13 protein-coding genes and 5 pseudogenes are annotated in these 20,156 nt (G+C 62.7%); 10 read left to right on the top strand and 8 right to left on the bottom strand.

From position 1 onward, the window contains the following. Positions 1-198: 198 nt before the first annotated feature. The 4 genes and pseudogenes from EOJ32_RS20645 to EOJ32_RS07135 all read left to right on the top strand — a co-directional run bounded on the left by EOJ32_RS20645 (position 199) and on the right by EOJ32_RS07135 (position 4,572). Positions 199-492 carry a transposase gene (locus EOJ32_RS20645; protein ID WP_371705787.1) on the top strand — a complete coding sequence of 98 codons (294 nt, stop codon included), beginning with the start codon at positions 199-201 and terminating at the stop codon, positions 490-492. An 867-nt stretch (positions 493-1,359) separates the two neighbouring features. Next, positions 1,360-1,587 carry an integrase core domain-containing protein gene (locus EOJ32_RS20650; RefSeq protein ID WP_371706060.1) on the top strand — a complete coding sequence of 76 codons (228 nt, stop codon included), beginning with the start codon at positions 1,360-1,362 and terminating at the stop codon, positions 1,585-1,587. Positions 1,588-2,037: 450 nt separating this feature from the next. After that, positions 2,038-3,006, top strand: coding sequence for a CFI-box-CTERM domain-containing protein (locus EOJ32_RS07130; protein ID WP_127898086.1), 969 nt, complete (start codon positions 2,038-2,040; stop codon positions 3,004-3,006). A gap of 389 nt (positions 3,007-3,395) precedes the next feature. Beyond that, a pseudogene (locus EOJ32_RS07135) lies at positions 3,396-4,572 on the top strand (IS3 family transposase). Positions 4,573-4,612: 40 nt separating this feature from the next. Here EOJ32_RS07135 and EOJ32_RS07140 read toward each other — a convergent pair. The 3 genes from EOJ32_RS07140 to EOJ32_RS20660 form a co-directional block, all read right to left on the bottom strand. Then, the gene (locus EOJ32_RS07140; RefSeq protein WP_206692796.1) at positions 4,613-5,215 is read right to left on the bottom strand and encodes a sugar transferase; all 603 of its coding nucleotides are present in this window, start codon (positions 5,213-5,215) and stop codon (positions 4,613-4,615) included. Between the two features lie 345 nt (positions 5,216-5,560). Further along, positions 5,561-6,424 carry a hypothetical protein gene (locus EOJ32_RS20655; protein WP_371706062.1) on the bottom strand — a complete coding sequence of 288 codons (864 nt, stop codon included), beginning with the start codon at positions 6,422-6,424 and terminating at the stop codon, positions 5,561-5,563. Positions 6,425-6,466: 42 nt separating this feature from the next. Next, positions 6,467-6,850 carry an AMP-binding protein gene (locus EOJ32_RS20660; RefSeq protein WP_341872774.1) on the bottom strand — a complete coding sequence of 128 codons (384 nt, stop codon included), beginning with the start codon at positions 6,848-6,850 and terminating at the stop codon, positions 6,467-6,469. Positions 6,851-7,089: 239 nt separating this feature from the next. Between EOJ32_RS20660 and istA the strand changes: the two are divergent. Together istA and EOJ32_RS07155 are read left to right on the top strand one after the other, a co-directional pair. Next, positions 7,090-8,624, top strand: a pseudogene (gene istA, locus EOJ32_RS07150) (IS21 family transposase). Then, a pseudogene (locus EOJ32_RS07155) lies at positions 8,614-9,195 on the top strand (ATP-binding protein); the annotation flags it as partial. The pseudogenes istA and EOJ32_RS07155, both read left to right, overlap by 11 nt. Here the strand turns inward: EOJ32_RS07155 and EOJ32_RS07160 are convergent. From EOJ32_RS07160 to EOJ32_RS07170, 3 genes are all read right to left on the bottom strand, one after another. Continuing rightward, positions 9,192-10,757: an IS66 family transposase gene (locus EOJ32_RS07160; protein ID WP_127897300.1), complete on the bottom strand. Its 1,566-nt coding sequence runs from the start codon at positions 10,755-10,757 to the stop codon at positions 9,192-9,194. The pseudogene EOJ32_RS07155 and the gene EOJ32_RS07160 sit on opposite strands and share 4 nt — an antisense overlap. Before the next feature lie 69 nt (positions 10,758-10,826). Further along, on the bottom strand, positions 10,827-11,183 hold the full coding sequence (tnpB, locus tag EOJ32_RS07165) for an IS66 family insertion sequence element accessory protein TnpB (protein ID WP_071209476.1): 357 nt from the start codon (positions 11,181-11,183) through the stop codon (positions 10,827-10,829). Next, positions 11,180-11,599, bottom strand: a complete 420-nt coding sequence (locus tag EOJ32_RS07170) for a transposase (RefSeq protein WP_205963144.1) — start codon at positions 11,597-11,599, stop codon at positions 11,180-11,182. The genes tnpB and EOJ32_RS07170 overlap by 4 nt, the downstream gene beginning before the upstream one ends. Positions 11,600-11,701: 102 nt before the next feature. On the opposite strand from EOJ32_RS07170, the pseudogene EOJ32_RS07175 reads away from it, so the two are divergent. Further along, positions 11,702-11,944 (top strand): annotated as a pseudogene (locus EOJ32_RS07175) (ATP-binding protein); the annotation flags it as partial. A gap of 49 nt (positions 11,945-11,993) precedes the next feature. Here the strand turns inward: EOJ32_RS07175 and EOJ32_RS07180 are convergent. Further along, positions 11,994-12,380, bottom strand: coding sequence for an IS3 family transposase (locus EOJ32_RS07180; RefSeq protein WP_127898088.1), 387 nt, complete (start codon positions 12,378-12,380; stop codon positions 11,994-11,996). Positions 12,381-14,107: 1,727 nt separating this feature from the next. On the opposite strand from EOJ32_RS07180, the gene nadE reads away from it, so the two are divergent. Both nadE and EOJ32_RS07190 read left to right on the top strand, forming a co-directional pair. Next, positions 14,108-15,646 (top strand): NAD(+) synthase, encoded by a 1,539-nt coding sequence (nadE, locus tag EOJ32_RS07185; RefSeq protein ID WP_127898089.1) that lies wholly within the window; start codon positions 14,108-14,110, stop codon positions 15,644-15,646. A gap of 561 nt (positions 15,647-16,207) precedes the next feature. After that, the gene (locus EOJ32_RS07190) at positions 16,208-18,724 is read left to right on the top strand and encodes a calcium-binding protein (RefSeq protein WP_127898090.1); all 2,517 of its coding nucleotides are present in this window, start codon (positions 16,208-16,210) and stop codon (positions 18,722-18,724) included. Between the two features lie 28 nt (positions 18,725-18,752). On the opposite strand, the pseudogene EOJ32_RS07195 reads toward EOJ32_RS07190, so the two are convergent. Beyond that, positions 18,753-19,190, bottom strand: a pseudogene (locus EOJ32_RS07195) (integrase core domain-containing protein); the annotation flags it as partial. 91 nt (positions 19,191-19,281) lie between these two features. Here EOJ32_RS07195 and EOJ32_RS07200 point away from each other — a divergent pair. After that, entirely contained in the window at positions 19,282-19,575 is a 294-nt protein-coding gene (locus tag EOJ32_RS07200) for a transposase (protein ID WP_127898091.1), read from the top strand. The last annotated feature ends 581 nt before the right edge of the window (positions 19,576-20,156 follow it).

Below are 20,156 nucleotides of genomic sequence, written 5' to 3' on the forward strand. Positions count from 1 at the left end.
CTGCCGGTTCGCCCATTTGCTTGCAGCCCGGCTATAAAATCTTTGAGAAGCACACTTCGTACAGAGCTTTTTGGAGCGCAAAGCCTTGGAGTAACGTGAAGACACAGAACATAATATGAGTTGCCCCCCCGAAAGCTGGGCACTGACGTAAGCTCTGTTTTTGCTGTCTGCTGATCTTCATCACGAGGGAGATCGACGATGTCGAAACGAAAGCGGCACACCCCTGGGTTCAAGGCGAAGGTGGCCCTTGAGGTGCTGAAAGGCGAGGGGACCGTGTCGGAGCTGGCGAGCCGGTTCGGCGTGCATCCGACGATGATCGATCAATGGAAACGCGCGTTGCTCGATGGCGCGCCCGGTGTCTTTGAACGCGGTGGCCGCAAGGCGCCGGTGATCGATGAGGATCAGGTCCGGGATCTGCATGCCAAGATCGGGGAGCTGGCGGTGGCCGACTCTTTTTTGGAGAGAACGCTGAAGTCCTGGGGCGGGAAGTGATGAGGCATTGGAACGCCATTGGTCCGAGAGACGATGCCGAACGGCATGGTCGAACGCGACCATCCGGACCTGTCGATCGGCCGGCAGCGCGCTCTGCTGCAGGTCCCTCGTTCGTCGTTTTACCATATGCTGCAGGGTGAGACGGACCAGAACCTCGCGTTCGCCATGGACCTCGAACCAGGGGCGGCCACATGGGTCACTGCGGTTGATCAACGTGCAGTTCCTCGACACGCCTTTCCTTGGCGTCCGTCAGATGACCTGGCACCTGCGCAGTTGCAGGGACCGTGGCCCCAGTGGGGCCGCGCAAGCCCGAAAACGGCCACAAGGTGAACGAAAAGCGGATACGTCGGCTTATGCGCCTTATGGGTCTGATGCCGATCCACCAGAAGCCCAACACCAGCCGGCCGACGAAGGGACACAAGACCTACCCCTATCTGGCTCGCGCGGCCTGCGTGCGGACCGGCCAAATCAGGTCTGGTGTGTGGACATCACCTATCTGCCGATGCGTCGCGGCGCTCGGCATGGCCTCGGACCGGTGGCGGCTCATGCCTCGCTCTCCCTGGTGGCGATCATGGACTGGCACACCCGCATGGTCCTGGCGTGGCGGATCTCGAACATCGAGCCATGGTCCGCCACTGGTCCGAGGGCCATGGCGAGGGGACGCCGACTTCTGCGTCGAGGCGCTGAACGAGGCCATCTATCGGTTCGGACCGCCGGACATCATGACCATGGAGCATGGTCGCGCCATCGGTCCAAGCGGCCATGCGACGTCAAGGGTCCCACTTCACGTCGTTTGCCTGGACAGACCGCCTGCGACGGTCGGGCGTCCGCATCTCGATGGATGGCAAAGGCGTTCGCAAGCGCACCTTGGGCACCATCTTCATCGAGCGCTTGTGGCGCACCCTGAAATACGAATGCGTCTACCTACAAGCCTGGGAGACCGGATTGCAGGCACGCACCGGTGTCCGCAACTGGATGGAATTCTACAACCACCGCCGCCCGCACAAGGCCCTTGGCGGCCGACCGCCGGCAGTGGTCTGCTCACTGACAGGAGAAGCAACGCAACCCGATCAGCAGGAGCAGATCAGAGCTTAAAAAGCGCCAGATCCTGTCAAAAGAATGGGGAGAACATCAGTGAAGGGGAATTTCGCGCTCGATTCCAACCCGCGTGCTTCTGGAGGAGTCATGATTGTGCTTGGTCTTGAGGCATGCTGGCGGCATCATTGTTCTTTCGGCATCCTCTCTCGAAGCCCTGCATCGTTCGCTGGTGGAGCAGGCGAGCATGATGGCTCCGCATGATCGTGCTGCATGGACTGAGTGTTGAACGAAGGGTCCGTGCGTTCGCGCAAAGCCGGCGCGGGACGCGTGAAGGGACAGGGCCTGATGCAATCACCCGGCGGACGGTCGCCGACCGTGCCTGCTCATCTGGAAAAGCTTGGGAAGCTGTGACAAGCTTCGCGTCAGATGAGGCAGCGTGCCTGACAAGCAGGCCACTGCGTCGGCAAATTTTCATCGCGCTCCTCCTTCACGGAATTGGAGCGGAAGATGCCATCTGAGATCGCGAACAGTCTTGAACTTCACGTCGTCGATCTGGTGAATGCAGAGCGGGAACAGACTGGCCTCAACCCGGTCCGCGTCGAAGTTCATCTGAACGCCGCAGCCCAGGACCATTCCGACTGGATGGCCGAAGAGCAGGCAATTTCGCACGCTGGCGAGAATGGATCCTCTCCGACCGACAGGGTCGAGGATGCGGACTTTCCGCTTGCCGGCGGGTCGTGGAACCTGACGGAGAATGTGGCCTATACGGGACTGAGAGGTCCGGCCACCGAAGCCGACATCGACCGGCTGCATTCCGCGCTGATGGAAAGCCCCTCCCATCAGGCGAACATCCTCGATCCCGATGTCGCGTATATCGGGATCGGCCTGTCGTTGGGGTCGGTCGAGGGACAGGGCGGAACTCAGGACGCGTTGTTCATGACCCAGAACTTCGCGAACACGACCCAGCCCGTCTTGGTTCAGGAGACGGTGGACGGACAGACCGTCACGACGCAGTATATCGACGGCGAGCCGGTTCCTGGAACGTCGCAGCCAGCGGCAGACGCTGACGAATTGCCTGCCGTTGGTGATGACCCTTCAGATGACGAAGGCACTGGTGACGAGGCTAACACCGACCAGGAGGATCAGGGCGCCTCGGGAGGGGCATGCTTCGTCGCAACCGCAGCCTATGGAGACCGCATGCATCCGGATGTGGTGACGCTTCGGCGATACCGGGATCGCGTGCTTGTCAAATACCCAACTGGCCGCGCCTTCATCCGCCTTTACTGGCGTGTAGGCCCCGTCCTGGCCAAGCGTATCGTGCCGACCGGCGCTTCGGGCCGTATGGCGCGAGTGGCGCTGCGACCGATCGTATCTGGATGCCGGAAGATACTGTGCCGTCATATGATGGTGGCACTGCCGAGGCAGAAAGGTGCACTCATGTCGGCATGGCGTGCGAGTGTAGATCGACGGTTGTAAACGTCGCGTGTACCATCTGATCGTTCGCTTACCATAGGACATGTTGCCAGTCTTCTCGTGCATAGCATTGAGAGACCGAAGTTTGCAGCATTATGGAGCAGCAAAGAGGTTCGTCGATGCCAGTGCGTCTCATCTCCTACGAACGTTCGGACTTGGCAGGTAACGGCATCTCTCTGTTATGGCGCTTCCGCCTTCGGCTATAGAATGTCTCACTATAACATAACATGTTTTTCCCTACCTCGTTACGGATCCTGAGGTCCTGCGCTTAGTCCACATGCGCTTATCGTCTGGATTCCCAACCAACAGATGACGGTTGCTGCAAGGGTGACCTGAATAGCCCCATGTTTCCTGGACGCCTTCTTCGCTAACCTTGAGGCAAGGATGCCATGATGGGCACAGGCAATTTCACAGACGAGTTCAAGCGTGACGCGGTCGCACAGATCACGGAGCAGGGCTACCCGATCAAGGAGGTTTCGGAGCGGCTCGGGGTCAGCCTGCATTCGCTCTATGCGTGAAAGCGCAAGTTCGCGAAGGCGGCCACAGGCGAGACCGATAAGGATGTCGAGATCCGTCGGCTGATGCGCGAGCTGGCGCGCGCGTCGGAGGAGCGGGACATTCTAAAGAAGGGCGAGCCCTGTCCGCCATCGGTCCGAGGACAGTGGCGAGCGCGTACTTCGCCAGGGATGCAAGGTGAGATACGCGTTCGTGGCCGAGCATCGAGGGCAGTTTTCCGTCAGGGCCATGTGCCGGTGCCTGCGCATCCAGCCGAGCGGATTCTATGCATGGCTTCAGGTGCCGCTGAGCAATCGGGTGATGGAAGACAAGCGCCAGACGAAGATGCTGCTCAATGCCTGGACTGACAGCGGCAAGGTCTACGGCTATCGAAAACTGCACGACGATCTTCTGGAGCAGGGAGCAAGTATCTGCGCGAACCGCGTGGCCAGACTGATACAGCTTGCAGGGATCAAGGCGCAGATCGGCTGCAAGCGGCGTCCGGGTAGCTACGGAGGCAAGCCTTCGGTCATGGTCGACAATACCCTCGACAGGCAGTTCGACGTCGAAGCACCGGATCGTGTCTGGGTGACGGACATCACCTACATCCGGACGCAGGAGGGCTTTGCCTATCTCGCGATGGTCATTGACCTCTATTCTCGGCGTGTCATCGGATGGTCGATGCAAAGCCGCCAGACCACGGACGTCGTCTTGCAAGCCCTGCTCATGGCGGTCTAGCGACGCAAACCCAAGGCGAAGGTGCTGATCCACTCCGGTCAGGGCAGCCAATTCACCAGCATGGATTGCGGCGCCTTCCTGTGCGCCCACAATCTTGAGCACTCCATGACCCGCCTAGGAGGCTGCCACGACAACGCGGTGGCGGAAAGCTTCTTCAACCTCCTCAAGCGGGAACGGATCAGACGGCGAACCTATCGGACCCGCGAAGAAGCCAGGCAGGACGTGTTCGATTACATCGAGATGTTCTACAACCCGAAGCGCAAGCATGCGAGGAATGGGATGCTGTCACCAGTCGAGTTCGAACGGCGGCAGAAGATGACATCCGAAGGTGTCTAAGAAACTCAGGGCTATTCGTGCATCGGATACAGCCGCCCGCTCAATGCGCTCCGCGGGACAGCGCGACGGCGGGGATGGTCATGAAGATGATGCGCAGGTCCATCCACGGGTTCCACTTCATCACGTAGAAGCGGTCCATCTGCACCCGCTCCATGTAGGTCGTGTTGCTGCGGCCGCTGATCTGCCAGAGGCCGGACAGGCCGGGGCGAGCCGCGAGATAGTGGCGGGTCGAGCTGGCGTAATGGTCCAGCTCTGCCCGCACGACCGGACGCGGGCCGACCAGGCTCATCTCTCCGGTCAGCACGTTCAGAAGCTGGGGCAGCTCGTCCAGGCTCAGCTTGCGCAGCACCGCGCCCAAGGGGGTGACGCGCGGATCGTCGACCAGCTTGCGCTGTTCGTACCACAGGGCCGCCTTGGCGGGATGCTTGCGCAGGTATTGCTCCAGAACGGCGTCGCCGTTGACGACCATGGTGCGGAACTTCCAGCAGCGGAACTCGCGGCCACCGAAGCCTACGCGGCGGTGCCCGTAGAGCAGCGGCCCGGAATCCGTCAGCTTGAGGACGATGACCAGCGCGAGGATCAGCGGCGCCAGCAGCAGCAGGCCCAAGACCGCCAACGTGACATCCAGGCCCCGCTTGGCCATGCCACCCACAGGAGCGGCTTGGTTGGAAGATGCATCAGACCGAAACCTGAATGTCGGGTCCCGCAGGACAGACATGGATTTACGAAGGGGAGGGGTAACCTGCGGAACGCGAACAGCTCGCATCGTGACGACTTCCTGATAGTGCCAACATCTCTCAAGTGCGGCACAAGGGGCAAATCTCCGGAAAGTTCCTTAAAATTTTACAGACTATGCTTTTAGGTAGGCTTCGGTCGAGAGTATCTTCAGAAATACAAGCAGCGCGAGTAAATTGGACCAACAAAAACCGTGTAATAAACATGATTGATGCAGCTTATGATTGAGTAAAATCAACGATGTGCCGACCAATCAGCAGAACTCTGGCGGATGTATCCGCAACGACGACATCCCATTCCCGACGGACATTGCAGTCCCGCCTTGGGTAGTTCTGGCTTCGCGCGTGCGCATACACAGGGTGGGGTGATTTAGGGACTGGTGCGCGTCGATCAGCAGCAGTTCCGCGGTGATGCAGATCATGTTTTGTCGTGACAGCACGCCTTGGCGAACAGTGCCGCTCCGACCGACCGACGCGACGTGCAGTGATGTGCGGTCTTGACCCAGGATGAGGATCTCTGTCGCCGGGCCGGGCAGGGGTGCGCCTGTGGCGAACTGGGTGCCGACAAGGCTGCCAAGGTTTTGGACCGGTGTACGGGTCTGCATCATCGCGGCGATCATGGGAACGAGGTCCAGATTCGGACGCAGGCGCACATGGCGCGCGGGCAGGCCACCGGGCAGCCGTCGGCGCGTCGGAACGGGGCGGAGCAGGGCAAAGCCCGTCTCGGCGTCCGGCAGGCGGCGGAAGATGGCGCCGTCCAACTGCCATCCCGTGATCCAGGCGTCGCGGGACAGGTGCGTGGCCTCGGGGCGCAGATGCCCCATGTGCAGGACGCTCGCAGCATCGGTCCAGAGCCCATGTGCGTGGATGTTACCCCCCTGGCCCAGATGCAGGCCCGCGCTGATGATGCGGGCGCCTGGACCAAGGGTGCGGGTGTCGCTGTGAAAGGCCACACGACCGTCAGTCGGCACGCCGCGGGCGATCTGGGTCAGGGCATGGATGCCCGCACCGTGGGACAGCGGCGCCACCACCAGCGACGCGTCCTGTTCCGTGGTGCCGGGCAGCAGGTCGCACAGGTGGTTAGTAACGACGAAGGCCATCTGGCCGTGGGTAAGCACAGCAGCCTTGGGATGCCCCGTCGTTCCCGACGTGTAGAAGAACTAGGCCGGATCGTCGCGGGCCATCGCGGCCTCGGGCGGCATCCGGCCCATGTTGCGCGCAATCAGCGCGTCGTGGTCGGGGCCCAGGGGCGATACGCCGATGGGGATGATCGCCGGAATGTGGACCGCGCAGGCCGCCGCGTGGTCGGGGAATTGCGCGCCGCAGAAAATGGCCTTCGCACCCGATGACTGCGCCAGATAGGCCAGATCATCGGGAGACAGGCGGAAGTTGGCGGGCACCCAGACCGCGCCGATGCGCCAGCAGGCGAACATCGTCTCCAGCATCTGCAGGCAGTTGGCTGATTGCACCAGCACCCGGTCGCCCTCGGTGATCCCATAATCCTGGGTCAGCGCATGGGCCAGCGCGCCCACGCGGGCCTGCATCTCGGCCCAGGTGGTAACGTGATCGCCGTGGATCAGGGCAGGCGGCGTGCGTTCTGGGTCAGGAAATGTCCCAGGTTCATCACCCGGTCGGAAACGGGGGTCATCGTACCCGCTCCAAGATCGAGACATAGTTCGTCACCGCAGCCCCTCCCATGTTGAAGACCCCCGCCATGGTCGCGCCCGGCAGCTGCATGTCGCCCGCGTCGCCGGTCAGCGGCGGGGGTAACGGAGTGATCCACATGGGGCTTTTGAACATCATCCGACGCATGCACTTGCGCGAGAAGCTGTCGATCCGCGAGATCGCTCGGCGCACGGGTCTTTCGCGCAATACCGTGTCAAAGCATCTGGCGGCGAACACGATCGAGCCAAAGTTTGCGGCGCCGGAACGTCCAAGCAAGCTTGACCCCTTCTCGGAGAAGCTGGCCGGCTGGCTGAAGACGGAGATCGGCAAGCCGCGCAAGCAGCGACGAACGCTGAAGCAGATGCACGCCGATCTGGTCAAGCTCGGCTTCACCGGATCCTACAACCGCGTGGCCGCCTTTTCGCGGGACTGGCGCGCGGACCGTCAGCGTGAGCAGCAGACGGCAGGACGGGGGACCTTTGTCCCCTTGTCCTTCAGTCCGGGCGAGGCCTTCCAGTTCGACTGGAGCGACGACTTCGCCATTTTGGGTGGAGAGCGTGACCCATGCTTCAGATGGCCCACATCAAGCTGTCGCACAGCCGGGCCTTTTTGCTGCGCGCCTATCTGCTGCAGACCCACGAGATGCTGTTTGACGCCCACTGGCACGGGTTCCGGGTTTTTGGTGGCGTGCCTGCCCGGGGCATCTACGACAACATGAAGACGGCAGTGGATCGTGTCGGCCGCGGCAAGGAACGAGAGGTCAACATGCGCTTCCTCGCCATGACGAACCACTACGTCTTCGAGCCCGAGTTCTACAATCCGGCAGCGGGTTGGGAGAAAGGGCAGGTCGAGAAGAACGTGCGGGACTCCCGTCACCAGTTGCTTCATGGAATGCCTGACTTCGCAGACCTCGCCGCGTTGAATGTCTGGCTGGAACAGCATTGTCTGGAGCTGTGGAAAAGCACGGCGCATGGGACGCGGCCTGGCACGATCGCTGATATCTGGGCCGAAGAACGGGCTGCCTTGATGCCGTTGCCGGTGGCCTTTGACGGCTTCATCGAGCTGAGCAAGCGCGTCTCGCCCACCTGCCTGATCAGTTTCGAGCGCAATCGCTATAGCGTTCCCGCGTCATTCGCCAACCGTCCCATCAGCTTGCGGATCTATCCGGACCGACTTGTCGTGGCGGCCGAGGGTAACATCCTGTGCGAGCATCCTCGCGTGATTCAACGCAGCCACCAGCTGCCGCCGCGGACGATCTACGATTGGCGGCACTACCTGGCTGTCCTTCAGCGCAAGCCCGGAGCGCTTCGGAATGGCGCACCTTTCCTGGAATTGCCGCCTGCCTTCAGGCAACTACAGGGCCAAATGATACGCAAGCCGGGCGGCGATCGTGAGATGGTCGATATCCTCGCCCTGGTTCTGCAGCATGACGAGCAGGCCGTGCTGACGGCGGTGGAGCTGGCCCTGGCCGAGGGCGTGGCGACCAAGACCCATGTACTGAATCTCCTGCACCGCTTGATCGATGGGAAGGTGGTTGGCGGGCCGCCCCTGGATACCCCGCAGGCGCTGGCCCTGCGGCGCGAGCCATCGGCCAATGTCGAGCGCTACGACAGTCTGCGCAGCCAGACCGAAGGTGGCCGTCATGCGTCATGATCCCGCCAGCGGTGCCATCGTCATCATGCTCCGCAGTCTGAAGATGCATGGGATGGCGCAGTCGGTCACTGACCTCATCGAACAGGGGGCGCCTGCTTTTGACGCTGCTGTGCCGATCCTGGCTCAGTTGCTGAAAGCGGAGCTGGCCGAGCGCGAGGTCCGTTCCATTGCCTATCACATGAAGGCGGCGCGCTTCCCCGCCTACAAGGACCTCTCGGGGTTCGACTTCGCCGCCAGCGAGATCAATGAAGCGACTGTGCGTCAGCTGCACTGCGGCGAGTTCATGGAGGGTGCGCAGAATGTTGTGCTGATCGGTGGCCCAGGGACCGGAAAGACCCATGTGGCGACGGCATTGGGCATTCAGTCCATCGAACAGCACCGCCGGCGGGTCCGCTTCTTCTCGACTATCGAACTGGTCAATGCCCTCGAGCAGGAGAAGACAAGGGGGAAGGCCGGACAGATTGCCGAAAGTCTCAGCCGCCTCGATCTCGTGATCCTGGACGAGCTGGGCTATCTGCCCTTCAGTGCATCAGGCGGCGCTTTGCTCGTAAGCGCGACGTCGCGGCCCTATGCGGTGAGGCTTGACGGCTGTGCGTGCCGCCAGGGCATGAGGTCTTCGATGCGGGATTTGGGGTGTCCGTCGAGGATGGCGCGGAGGGTGTCGGCGAGATAGTCGACGGGGTTCACGCCGGCCATTTTGCAGGTGGCGACGAGCGAGGCGAGCATGGCCCAGTTCTCGGCGCCGACCTCGTTGCCGGCGAAGAGGGCGTTCTTGCGGGTCAGCGCGATCGGACGGATCTGGTTTTCGACCGGGTTGGTGTCGAGCTCGAGGGTGCCGTCGTCGAGGAAGCGGATCAGGCCGGGCCAATGCGCGAGGGTATAGCGGATATCCTCGGCCAGAAGGGATTTCTGCGGGATGCGCGACAGCTGAGTTCCAAGCCAGGGCTTGAGCGCGGCGATGATCGGGGCGGCCTGGGCGCTCCGGACGGCGAGACGGTCGGCGGGAGCCTGGCCGCGCACGGTCTTCTCGATCTGATACAGCAATGCGATCTGGCGCAGCATCTCCTCGGCGATGGGCGAGCCCTCGCTTTCAAAGCGCTTCACGAAGCGACGGCGGACATGGGTCCAGCAATTGACCAACTGCCACGGCCCCTCATCGCGCGTGATCTCGGTCAGCGCGTTGTAGGACTGGTAGGCGTCACATTGCAGGAACCGGCCGCGGTATCCGGCGAGGAACTTTAGCGGATGCTCCCGTCCTCGGCCGGGGGCGTAGTGGAACAGCACGATGGGCGGACCGACACCGCCATGGCCGCGATCGTCGGACACGACGGCCCAGAAGTAGCCGCTCTTGGTAGCCTTCCGGCCCGGATCGAGCACCGGCGCGCGGGTCTCGTCCACGAAGATCCGGTCGGCGCTGCGCAGATGAGCCTTCATGTGGTCGATGACAGGCATCAGGTGGAAGCAGGCGCGCCCCGTCCAGTTGCCGAGTGTGCCACGGTCGAGGTGGAGACCTTGCCGCTCGAAGATCCCCGCTTGGCGGTAGAACGGAAGGTGGTCGCCGAACTTCGAGACGATGATCCACGCGATCAGCCGTTCGGTCGGCAGCCCGCCAGGGACGACATGCTCAGGGGCATGCGCCTGCACGACGGCCTGCGAGCAGCGGCGACAGGCGTATCTCGGGCGCCGCGTCACCAGCACCTGGAACTGCGCCGGGATTACGTCGAGCCGCTCGGATATATCTTCCCCGATCCGGGCCATCTCACCGCAGCCGCAGGGGCATTGGATGCTGGCGGGCTCGATCACGCGCTCGACCCTGGGCAGGTGCGCCGGCAGATGCCCGCGGTTGCGCGCGGGCTTGCGAGGTTCTTCCCCGCGCGTTTGGGCAAGCGCGGCCTCTGCCTTTTCCTGCGCGGCCGCGAGGACGCCTTGGGCCAGTTCGGCATCCTCGAGCGGCAGATTGAACTGGTCGGGTGACAGCTTCTCGGAACTCTTGCCGAAGCGCTCGCGCTGCGATGCCCGCAGGATGCCCTCCAGCCGACGATTGGCCTCCTGCACCTCCACGAGCGCCGCCTCGACCTCGGTCAGGCGGGCCTTCAGATGAGCGTTCTCACGGCTGAGGGCATCGGCATCCATGCCTCGGAGTGAATCACGCAAACGCGGTTCTGGCTAGCAAAAACAGGGAATTCCCGTGCGTCCGCCCGCTCACCCTGCGACCAGCGGACGCCGCGCCCGTTCCGGCCGCACCAGCCGCCAATCCAACCCTTCGAACAGAGCCGCCAGCTGCGCCGAGGAGATCCGCATCACTCCGTCCCGCATCTGCGGCCAGACGAACTTGCCTCCCTCAAGGCGCTTGTGAACGAGCACCATTCCGGTCTGATCCCAAACCAGCAGCTTGATCCTGTCCGCCCGTTTCGAGCGGAAGACGAAGACCGCCCCACAGAATGGATCGAGCCCGGACATCTCCTGCACCGCCAGCGCGAGGCCATCGATCCCCTTGCGGAAGTCCACCGGGCGCGTCGCCACATAGACCTTTGTTGGCCCTCCCTGACCGAGCATCATGATGTCGCCGTCCGCGCCGCCCGGATGGACCTGGTCAGCAGGATCTCATCGGCGTCGGCCCCGACGCGGATCACGACATCGCCGACAACGATCTCCACGCCGGTGGCGACCTCCGTCTCTGCCGGCATCGCCGCTGCGGGACCCTCGACGACCAACTCTGCAAACATCGGCAGGGCCGCCACGCTCTCGGGCACGACAAGCTGCCCCGTCCGCAACTTCTTCCGCCAGTCGTAGACCTGCCAGCGCGTCGTCCCGTGCTGCCGCGCGACATCCGTTACCGAGGCCCCCGGCACCAGGCTCTCCGCAGCGACCCGCGCCCGCTCCGCCTTCGTGCGCCGCCGACGCCCGCTCGGCCCCTCGATCACCTCTAGCCGAGAAACCCTGCCGTCCCCTGGGCCGTCCAAATGGACGCCCACTTTGCCGTCTCGTTCCAAACCAACACCTCCAACGCTCATGCGTACAGAAAATGGCCCGGTCAGATCAGAAGCGGCAGGAGGGGGGCCGCGTCGCGCTTACCTTTGCTCTTCCATCTGCTGAGCAAACTCTATGAGCGCACTAGCGTGGTCATCACCACGAATCTCAGCTTCAGCGAATGGGCCACGGTCTTCGGCGACGCCAAGATGACCACCGCACTGCTCGATCGCCTGACCCACCGTTGCCACATCCTGGAGACCGGAAACGACAGCTTCAGGTTCAAGGCAAGCTCAGCCGCAGCGGCCACGAAAAAGAAGGAGACAAACCATACCTTGACCCCTCTATGACCCTATATCCATAATCAGAGGTGGCTCACTTCTCGATGGAAAACCCGGCTCAGTTCTGGGTGGAAATCAACAGAACACGGTCTGATTCGAGGATGTTCGAGATCCGCCAAGATGGAACCTTGCGCGTGTGCCAGTCCATGATCGCCATGAGGTAGAGTGAGGCATGAGCCGTCACCGGTTCGAGGCCATGCCGAGCGCCACGCCGCACCGGCAGGGGGGTGATGTCCGGGCGCCAGACCTGGTTCGGACGTTCCACCGGCAACTCTCTTAGCAGATATGGATAGGTCTTGTGGCCCCATGCCGGCCTGCTGGTATTGGGTTTCTGGTAGATCGGCATCAAGCGCATCAGCCGCCGAATCCGCTTCTCGTTCACCCAGTGACCGTCGTTACGCAGCTGCCGGGTCATTTGCCGGACGCCGAAGAACGGGGTCTCCAAGGAATTGCTCGTCGATCCGCCGCATCAGGCCGAGGTTTTGTTCGGCCCGCCCTTGGGCGTGTAGGAGAAAGACGAGCGCGCGATTGAAAGCAGCTTGCACAGCGCAGCGCTGGCACGAGGGCGGTTATGGTAAAATACAGGCTGGAATTGCCGCTATCAAGCTGCACGTCCGGCTTTTGCCCCATCGTCACGCCCATCGCGTGTTGGACTCTGTCATAACACTTGACCTGCCCCGCCATGGTGGTCCCCGAGGTCCCGCTGGCAAGGCGGACCGTCTCGTGGGGGATGGTGTCGGCGACTGTCGGACTGCCGGCCACCATCGTCACCGCGGCCAGCCATGCGATAGGTCGTCTCATCACGTCGTTCGTTCCTGTTGGACCCAAGGGTTCCAGCGCGCATGGGATCGTCGGACATTGCATGTCGTGAATCATCGTCCTTATGGCCACACCAACAGTGCAGCCTGTCCGAAGGCGGACGGTGCCATGGTCCAGGACCGTCCACAGCGAGGTAAGGGGCGAAGTCTTCGGGGTCAGCGCGAACCGTGTGCTGGTCCTTGATCCAAGCCGTCGGCGCACCACGGTCCAGCGCGGCCGGCCATCGCCGCCCTATCTGGCGGACCTTCTGACAGTTCCCCGCGCCGCCCTGCGGCAGGCCTGTCGATTGAGCGATCTGCCGGCGGAGTTGACCCGCTGCGGGCAGGTGCCCCGGATGCCGAAGGTCGCGGATCAGCGGTGCGTGATCAGCGAGACACCGTCGCTGGCTGAACATGGGGCCGCTGGGGCTGTCGCGGACCAGACCTTCGGGCATCTGTCCGCCCTGCTTGCTGATGCCCCAAGCGATCTTGGGGCCAGCCTTACCGCGCCCACGGGGTGCCCCGTGTCGGGCGGGGCGGCGCAGGGTCGGGCAGTCGATCGAACTGATGCATGCGGTCCATGCCGAGCCGGTGGGCATCATTGCGATTTGTCGCAGGCTGAACTGCAGCCCCAGATCGTTGCAGCTGGCGTTTGGGGAATGCGGAGTTCCCGCGCCGCGCAACTGCTTGGCGCAGGCCCGCCTGTATCATGTCCGTGCCGATCTGCTGTCCGGGCGGACGAATGTGACCTAACCCGCCGCCGAGGCGGGCGTTGTCCACTCAGTTCGCTTTTCCCGACAGTGCCATCGCAGGTTCGGAGTGTTCCCGGCACGGACATTGACGCACCATTGACGAAAGGGGCGTGGGGCAGGCGTTCGACCGGACGCTTCGCATGACAAACTCCGGTTGCGGTTCGTCGATCTTCGAGCGCATTCGGGCGTTCGTCTGTCCGCTTTACGAAGTTCCCTTTGACGGCGCCCCGACTTTGCCCCGGCCTTTAGATCGCATCGGCGTCCTTGGCTGTGACCAGCGGGCGTAATAGAAGTCATTCCGCGCGGCAGCCGGAATGCTGCTGGGGCTAATTGAGCGGTCTTTGCTTTTGAGCATCGTGCCACGAGCAGGGTGATCGAAAGGCGGGTTCTACGGCGGCTCCTTTACGTCGCAGTGATAAAATCTGAAAACTCCTGCGGCTCGCCCCGAGGCGGCGTCTCAAACGCTGATGATTGGGACGCAGTATTGTCCGGATTGGCAGTCAGTGCCGCCTTGGGATCATGCGACCGCATAGCGGGCACCGGGGTTCGAAGTCCGTCCGGTTGCGCGGGAACAAAATGCTCCTTTGGATGGGTATACGGGTCCAATCCAAGGCAGGTGCACCATGTTGGAAACGGAAATTCTGAACCTTTCGCGACAGGACCGGGCAGGGGCGCTGTCGCCTTGGTTCGCGCGTAAATTCGCCGAACAGGTGAAGGACGGCCTGTTTCTTCCCGCGCCGGCGTTGCAGCGGGTGCAGGATCACCTGATCGGTCAATTGCAGGACTATCGCCTGCAGGCCGGGGTTGGAGCGGCGGTCCTAGGGATGTCGGGTGGCGTCGATTCGGCGCTGACCGCGGCGCTGCTCAAGGCGGCGGGCTGGCAGGTCATCGGACTGACCCTGCCCATCCATCAGGTGCCGGAGGAGACCGACCGCGGCATCGACGCCTGCAAGGCGCTGGGCCTTGAACACTTTCACCTGGATCTGTCAGCGGAGTACGACGCCATGGTGTCCGCCATGGCCCGACTGCACCCCGGCATCGCGACCGCCGATGATGACGGGGCACGCACCCGTCGGGGCAACCTGCGCGCCCGATTGCGCATGATGACGCTTTACGACCAGGCTCACCGGCTCGGGGGCCTGGTCGCCAGCACGGACAACTTTTCGGAGCTGGGGGCGGGCTTCTGGACGCTGCATGGCGATGTGGGCGATCTGGCGCCGGTGCAGGGTCTGCTCAAGTCGTGGGAGATTCCGTGGCTGGCCCGCAATAGCGGCGTCCCTGAGCACACGTGGCGCGCCAAGCCGACCGATGGGTTGGGAATAGGTGCCGGAGACGAGGCGCAGATCGGCGCGACCTATCTGGAATGGGACATCGTGGTCTTTACCCTGGATCAGGCGCGCAAGGACGGTCCCGACATGGATATGGCCGATGTCCAGCCGCGCTTGGGGACAGACGACGATCCGCATGCGCAGAGGATCGTGTCGACCGTCGTGACGCGGCTGGGACGGACCTGGTTCAGGCGCGTCAACCCCATCAATCTTGCGCATCCGAAAGCCGATCGGCTTGCGCTGATCGACCGGCTGGACGAAAGGCTGTTCCGCCCCGCCATCCTGCGCAGGCAGCGGGTGGACATCGGGTTTCCCGACGATCTGCACGCGTCCGCCGGCACGCTTTGCAAGCTGCTGGAGCGGCGTTGTTGCCGCGTGGTGACGGCGGAATCCTGCACAGGCGGCCTGCTTGCTGCAAGCATCGCGGGCGTGTCAGGCAGTTCCTCCGCGCTGGAGGGAAGCTTTGTCACCTATGCCCCGTCGATGAAGGTAAATGCGCTTGGGGTCTCCGCACAGCTGATCCAAGAGCGCACGGTCTATGACCCGCAGGTGGCCCGGCAGATGGCCACAGGTGCGCTGGATGCGGCCCCCGGCGCCGGGCTGGCGCTGGCGATCACCGGCGTGGGCGGTCCGGACGACGATCAGGGTAAGCCGGCGGGATATGTCTGCATTGCGGCCTGCCTTCGCAGGGACGCACCCGTGGTGAAGGAATGTCAGTTCGCGGGCGCGCCTGACGTCGTTCTGACCAAGGCCATCGGTGCCGCGTTGCAGTTGGGTATTTCCCTGCTTGATAGCACAGCAGGCGCGGGCGTGGATGCAGGCCAGAGCGTGTAACGGTGCGGCGTCGCGGATGCGCCTTCGCGATGCCATATCAGGCGCATCTTTAGGCGCAGCTTTTGGGCGAAGCGCTGTCTCGCACAAAGTGTTGGTTTGTTCTGAAGAACTATGGCTGTCACCAGCATTCGCGACGCTGAATCCTCGCACCATAGATTCATTCGGAACAGCCTTCTGGATACAGCGCCGGCGCGGACGCACAGCAGCGGCACCTATTTTGCGCGCCCCATTCATCGCAAAGCGGCCGAAAGCTGCTTGAATTCCAAGAATACTCATAATTTCAAAAGGCTACGATGATGGAATGCGTCATCGTCAGGTTTCAGCGAAAGGTGCGGGGCCGAGTTAGCGTACAGGTTGGGCAATGCTCAGCAGCGGCCACTGCGATGTAGGCCTAGGTCGCAAGTCTGATGCCATGTCGAAATCCGCTGCGTCTTCACGGTTTATCAAGGGCTCTTGCATAGCGTCGATCGGGCCGACGCATCAGACCACGCGGATCGGCGCATGCGCGTCGACAGGCACTCCTTCGGCAACAAGCGCAGGTCAGGCTTGAAGGAGACCGCCTTGTCACTCATCACGGACGCTCATTTCGGCGCGAACATCATCTTGACGCGGGACAGTCTGAAGGATGGCCAGCCCTTTGCCGAAACCCTCAAGGAAATCGACTTCTCGGGGTTTCGCTATCCCGGCGGCGGCGTGACCGAGGATCAGACCTGGGCGAATGGCGGACTGGCGCGGATGTTCGGCGATCCGATCGAACCCGGCAGCGAAAACTATGTCATGACCATCAACGAAGCGTTGGAATATGCGTCCTTGACCGGCAAGGCGATGACCGTGGTCGTGCCGACCTTCCAGTTCTATGACAAGCAGGGGGGCGTCTTCGATCACTCGGGGTTCGACCGCTATGTCGACAGGCTGGAGACGGCGTTGAAGGCGTTTCCCGACGCCGTGGTCAGGGACCTGGAAATCGGCAACGAATACTGGGGCAGCAAGGCCTGGGGCAGCCTGACGGGCCATCAATACGGCGCGATCGCCAATGCGCAGATCCCCAAGCTCAACGACATGATCGAACGGCTGTCGGACGACATGTCCGACTGGCATGCCCCAGGCCTGGGCGTTCAGGCAGGGGTCCAGTGGCGCGCGACGCAGGGCGCGGACAGCAGATGGACCGCGGACGGGCCGCAGGAGTCCACGGACATCATCTCCAAGATCTCGCTGGAACATCGCGGAATGATCGACACGGTCTTTCAGCACAGCTACCCGGATGCCAGCACGATCACCCAGAACCTGAACTGGGCGATCCGCCCGATGGAGGTCTTTGAGCGGTTCGAGGGGTTCTCCAGCGATCTGAAGTTCTCGCTCTCGGAATTCAACATCGGCGCGAACACGGCCGTCGGCATCGACCAAGGTGCGGCGTGGATCGACGCGTTCTCAAAGGCGGTGGATCTTGGCGTTGATTCGATCGACCATTGGGGCATCACCTATGACTGGTTGTCGAACAAGTTCTATGACACCCGGTTTCCCACGGCGGAGAGCGACGGCGGACAGATCGTCGCGATCGCAACGCCGATGGGGCAGATCTACGACATCGCGCAAAGCCATCTGGTCGGAAAGACCACCATGACCGATGCCAATGCCCTGCAGGACATCGCTGTGACCGACGGGATCGGCGCCTCCGGTTTCGCGGATGACAACCAGAAGATCGTCTTCCTGCACAATCCGACCAACGGGTCGGGCAGGGTCGATCTTGGGGGCATCGCTGACGGGATGCACGTCTCTGTCCGGACGCTGACGCCTGCGGATTCGCCGCATTCACCTTGGTTCGACGAATCTGCACGCACGGTGACGGGCGCGAACGGCATTGCCGACGCGCGGGCCGACATGAACGTCGTTTCCGGCCCCGGCGTTCAGGATCGCCACGATCTGAGACCGGGAGAAATGCTGGTCGTCGTGGTCTCCGATCCTCGCCGCGACCTGGTCATCGAGGGGGCGCATAACGTCACCGATCCGGCCACCGGGATGGTCGACGACCTGATCGTCGGCGGGCTGGGTCACGACATCCTGCGCGGCCATGTCGGCGATGATACGATAGAAGGGGGCGGCGGCAAAAATGTCCTGTCCGGCGGCAGGGGGGACGACGTTCTTGTGGCATCGGATCAGGGCGACGTGATCTTCGCGGATGGCGGCGACGACACCGTGACAGGCGGCGACGGCGACGACATGATCGTGGCCAGCAGCGACGACCCGCGGGATCACAGCGTCCTTGAAGGCGGCGGCGGACGAAACCTGTTCCTGGTCGGCAATGGCGGCGATGCGTCCGTCCTGGATTTTTCGACCCTGGACCATATCGGCTTTGGCGGAGCCTTCGCCGATGCGGGGGCACTTCGCGACGCATCGCAGGTGATCGACAGCGACATCGTGGTTGGGCTCCCCGACGGAAGCCAGGTCATTCTTGCCGGTCAGGCCGAGCGGATCGACATGCTTCACGAACAGGTCCTTGATTTCATGGACCATGATCGGATCGTCGAGGTGACGGACAGTTATCTGAACGGGCTGACGCATGACCAAGTTGTCGAGGTCTTTCGCCAGGGGGAGGGACACTTCGATCAGCCGGACCAGCAGGGTACGTCGATCTACTTCGACGAGCTGGAAGCGACGATGGCTCGTCTGGAACTGCGAGAGGATGACGAGGGTCTTCCGGACGACGACCTGCCCGTCCGACCGGTCGACGAAGACGACCTGCCCTACGTTCCGCCGGTTGCCGACGATCCCCACACCCCCGACCCGGACGATCCCTACGCAGATCAGGATGAGGAATCCGCCTCTGGCGGCGCCTGTTTCGTCGCAACGTCCGCCTATGGAAATCCCTGGCATCCCGACGTCGTTGCGTTGCGCGCGTTCCGCGACAACCACCTGATCAAGACGGGGGCCGGTCGCTTGTTTGTGAGGGTCTACTGGATCATCGGACCGAAGCTAGCGGCCCGCACACGGCCCGACCAATTTCATGCACGCGCCGTCCGGTCGACGCTTTCTCGGTTTGTCGCATTGCTGAGGTCGACCGATCTGACCGCTGGAAAATGATTAGTAGGGTGGGTCGCAATGACCTGCCGGGTTGAGCAATCGCTCGACGCGCGGAGCTTTCATCTCGCGCAGCGGGGCGGGCGATTGCGGTGGTGACGGCCAGCGCGTAGTCAGGCGGGGTCTGGTAATCCGAGGCCGAATGCGGGCGCTCGGTGTTGTAGTCGGCGGCCCGGTCAGCGATCACAACAGGCGCATGAGCCAGGTCGCGGAACATGGTATCATTGAGCAGCTCATCGCGCATCCGACCGTTGAAACTCTCGACGAAGCCGTTTTGCATCGGCTTTCCCGGCGCGATGCAGTGCCACTCGATCCGATGCTGGGAACACCACCGCAGGATGGCGGTCGATGTTAGTTCGGTGCCGTTGTATGAGACAATCGTTCCAAGCTTCCCTTGACGCTCGATTCGAGCCGATTGCTCTCGTGCGACGCGCCGTCCGGATATCGAAGTATCCGGGATCGCCGCGAGCGCACGGATTGAGTTGCCCCCCCGAAAGCTGGGCACTGACGTAAGCTCTGTTTTTGCTGTCTGCTGATCTTCATCACGAGGGAGATCGACGATGTCGAAACGAAAGCGGCACACCCCTGGGTTCAAGGCGAAGGTGGCCCTTGAGGTGCTGAAAGGCGAGGGGACCGTGTCGGAGCTGGCGAGCCGGTTCGGCGTGCATCCGACGATGATCGATCAATGGAAACGCGCGTTGCTCGATGGCGCGCCCGGTGTCTTTGAACGCGGTGGCCGCAAGGCGCCGGTGATCGATGAGGATCAGGTCCGGGATCTGCATGCCAAGCGCGGAGAACTGGCGGTGGCCGACTCTTTTTTGGAACGAAAGCTGAAGCCCTGGGGCGGGAAGTGATGAGGCATTGGAACGCCATTGGTCCGAGAGACGATACCGAACGGCATGGTCGAACGCGACCATCCGGACCTGTCGATCGGCCGGCAGTGCGCTCTGCTACAGGTCCCTCGTTCGTCGTTTTACCATATGCCGCAGGGTGAGACGGACCAGAACCTCGCGTTCGCCATGGACCTCGAACCAGGGGCGGCCACATGGCGCACTGCGGTTGATCGACGTGCGGTTCCTCGACACGCCTTTCCTTGGCGTCCGTCAGATGACCTGGCACCTGCGCAGTTGCAGGGACCGGGGCCCCAGTGGGGCCGCGCAAGCCCGAAAACGGCCACAAGGTGAACGAAAAGCGCATACGTCGGCTTATGCGCCTTATGGGTCTGATGCCGATCCACCAGAAGCCCAACACCAGCCGGCCAACGAAGGGACGCAAGACCTACCCCCTATCTGGCTCGCGCGGCCTGCGTGTGGCCCGGCCAAATCAGGTCTGGTGTGTGGACATCACCTATCTGCCGATGCGTCGCGGCGCTCGGCATGGCCTCGGACCGGTGGCGGCTCATGCCTCGCTCTCCCTGGTGGCGATCATGGACTGT

It is taken from the genome of Paracoccus sp. Arc7-R13, from assembly GCF_004010775.1.
In the GTDB taxonomy this organism is placed as follows: domain Bacteria; phylum Pseudomonadota; class Alphaproteobacteria; order Rhodobacterales; family Rhodobacteraceae; genus Paracoccus; species Paracoccus marcusii.

What these genes read in the sequence shown, in the direction of transcription:
- EOJ32_RS20645 (WP_371705787.1), top strand. Translation starts at nt 199, where the DNA reads ATGTCGAAACGAAAGCGGCACACCCCTGGGTTCAAGGCGAAGGTGGCC.
- EOJ32_RS07130 (WP_127898086.1), top strand. Translation starts at nt 2,038, where the DNA reads ATGCCATCTGAGATCGCGAACAGTCTTGAACTTCACGTCGTCGATCTG.
- EOJ32_RS07140 (WP_206692796.1), bottom strand. Translation starts at nt 5,215, where the DNA reads ATGGCCAAGCGGGGCCTGGATGTCACGTTGGCGGTCTTGGGCCTGCTG.
- EOJ32_RS20660 (WP_341872774.1), bottom strand. Translation starts at nt 6,850, where the DNA reads ATGCAGGCCCGCGTGGGCGCGCTGGCCCATGCGCTGACCCAGGATTAT.
- EOJ32_RS07160 (WP_127897300.1), bottom strand. Translation starts at nt 10,757, where the DNA reads ATGGATGCCGATGCCCTCAGCCGTGAGAACGCTCATCTGAAGGCCCGC.
- tnpB (WP_071209476.1), bottom strand. Translation starts at nt 11,183, where the DNA reads ATGATGCTCGGTCAGGGAGGGCCAACAAAGGTCTATGTGGCGACGCGC.
- nadE (WP_127898089.1), top strand. Translation starts at nt 14,108, where the DNA reads ATGTTGGAAACGGAAATTCTGAACCTTTCGCGACAGGACCGGGCAGGG.
- EOJ32_RS07200 (WP_127898091.1), top strand. Translation starts at nt 19,282, where the DNA reads ATGTCGAAACGAAAGCGGCACACCCCTGGGTTCAAGGCGAAGGTGGCC.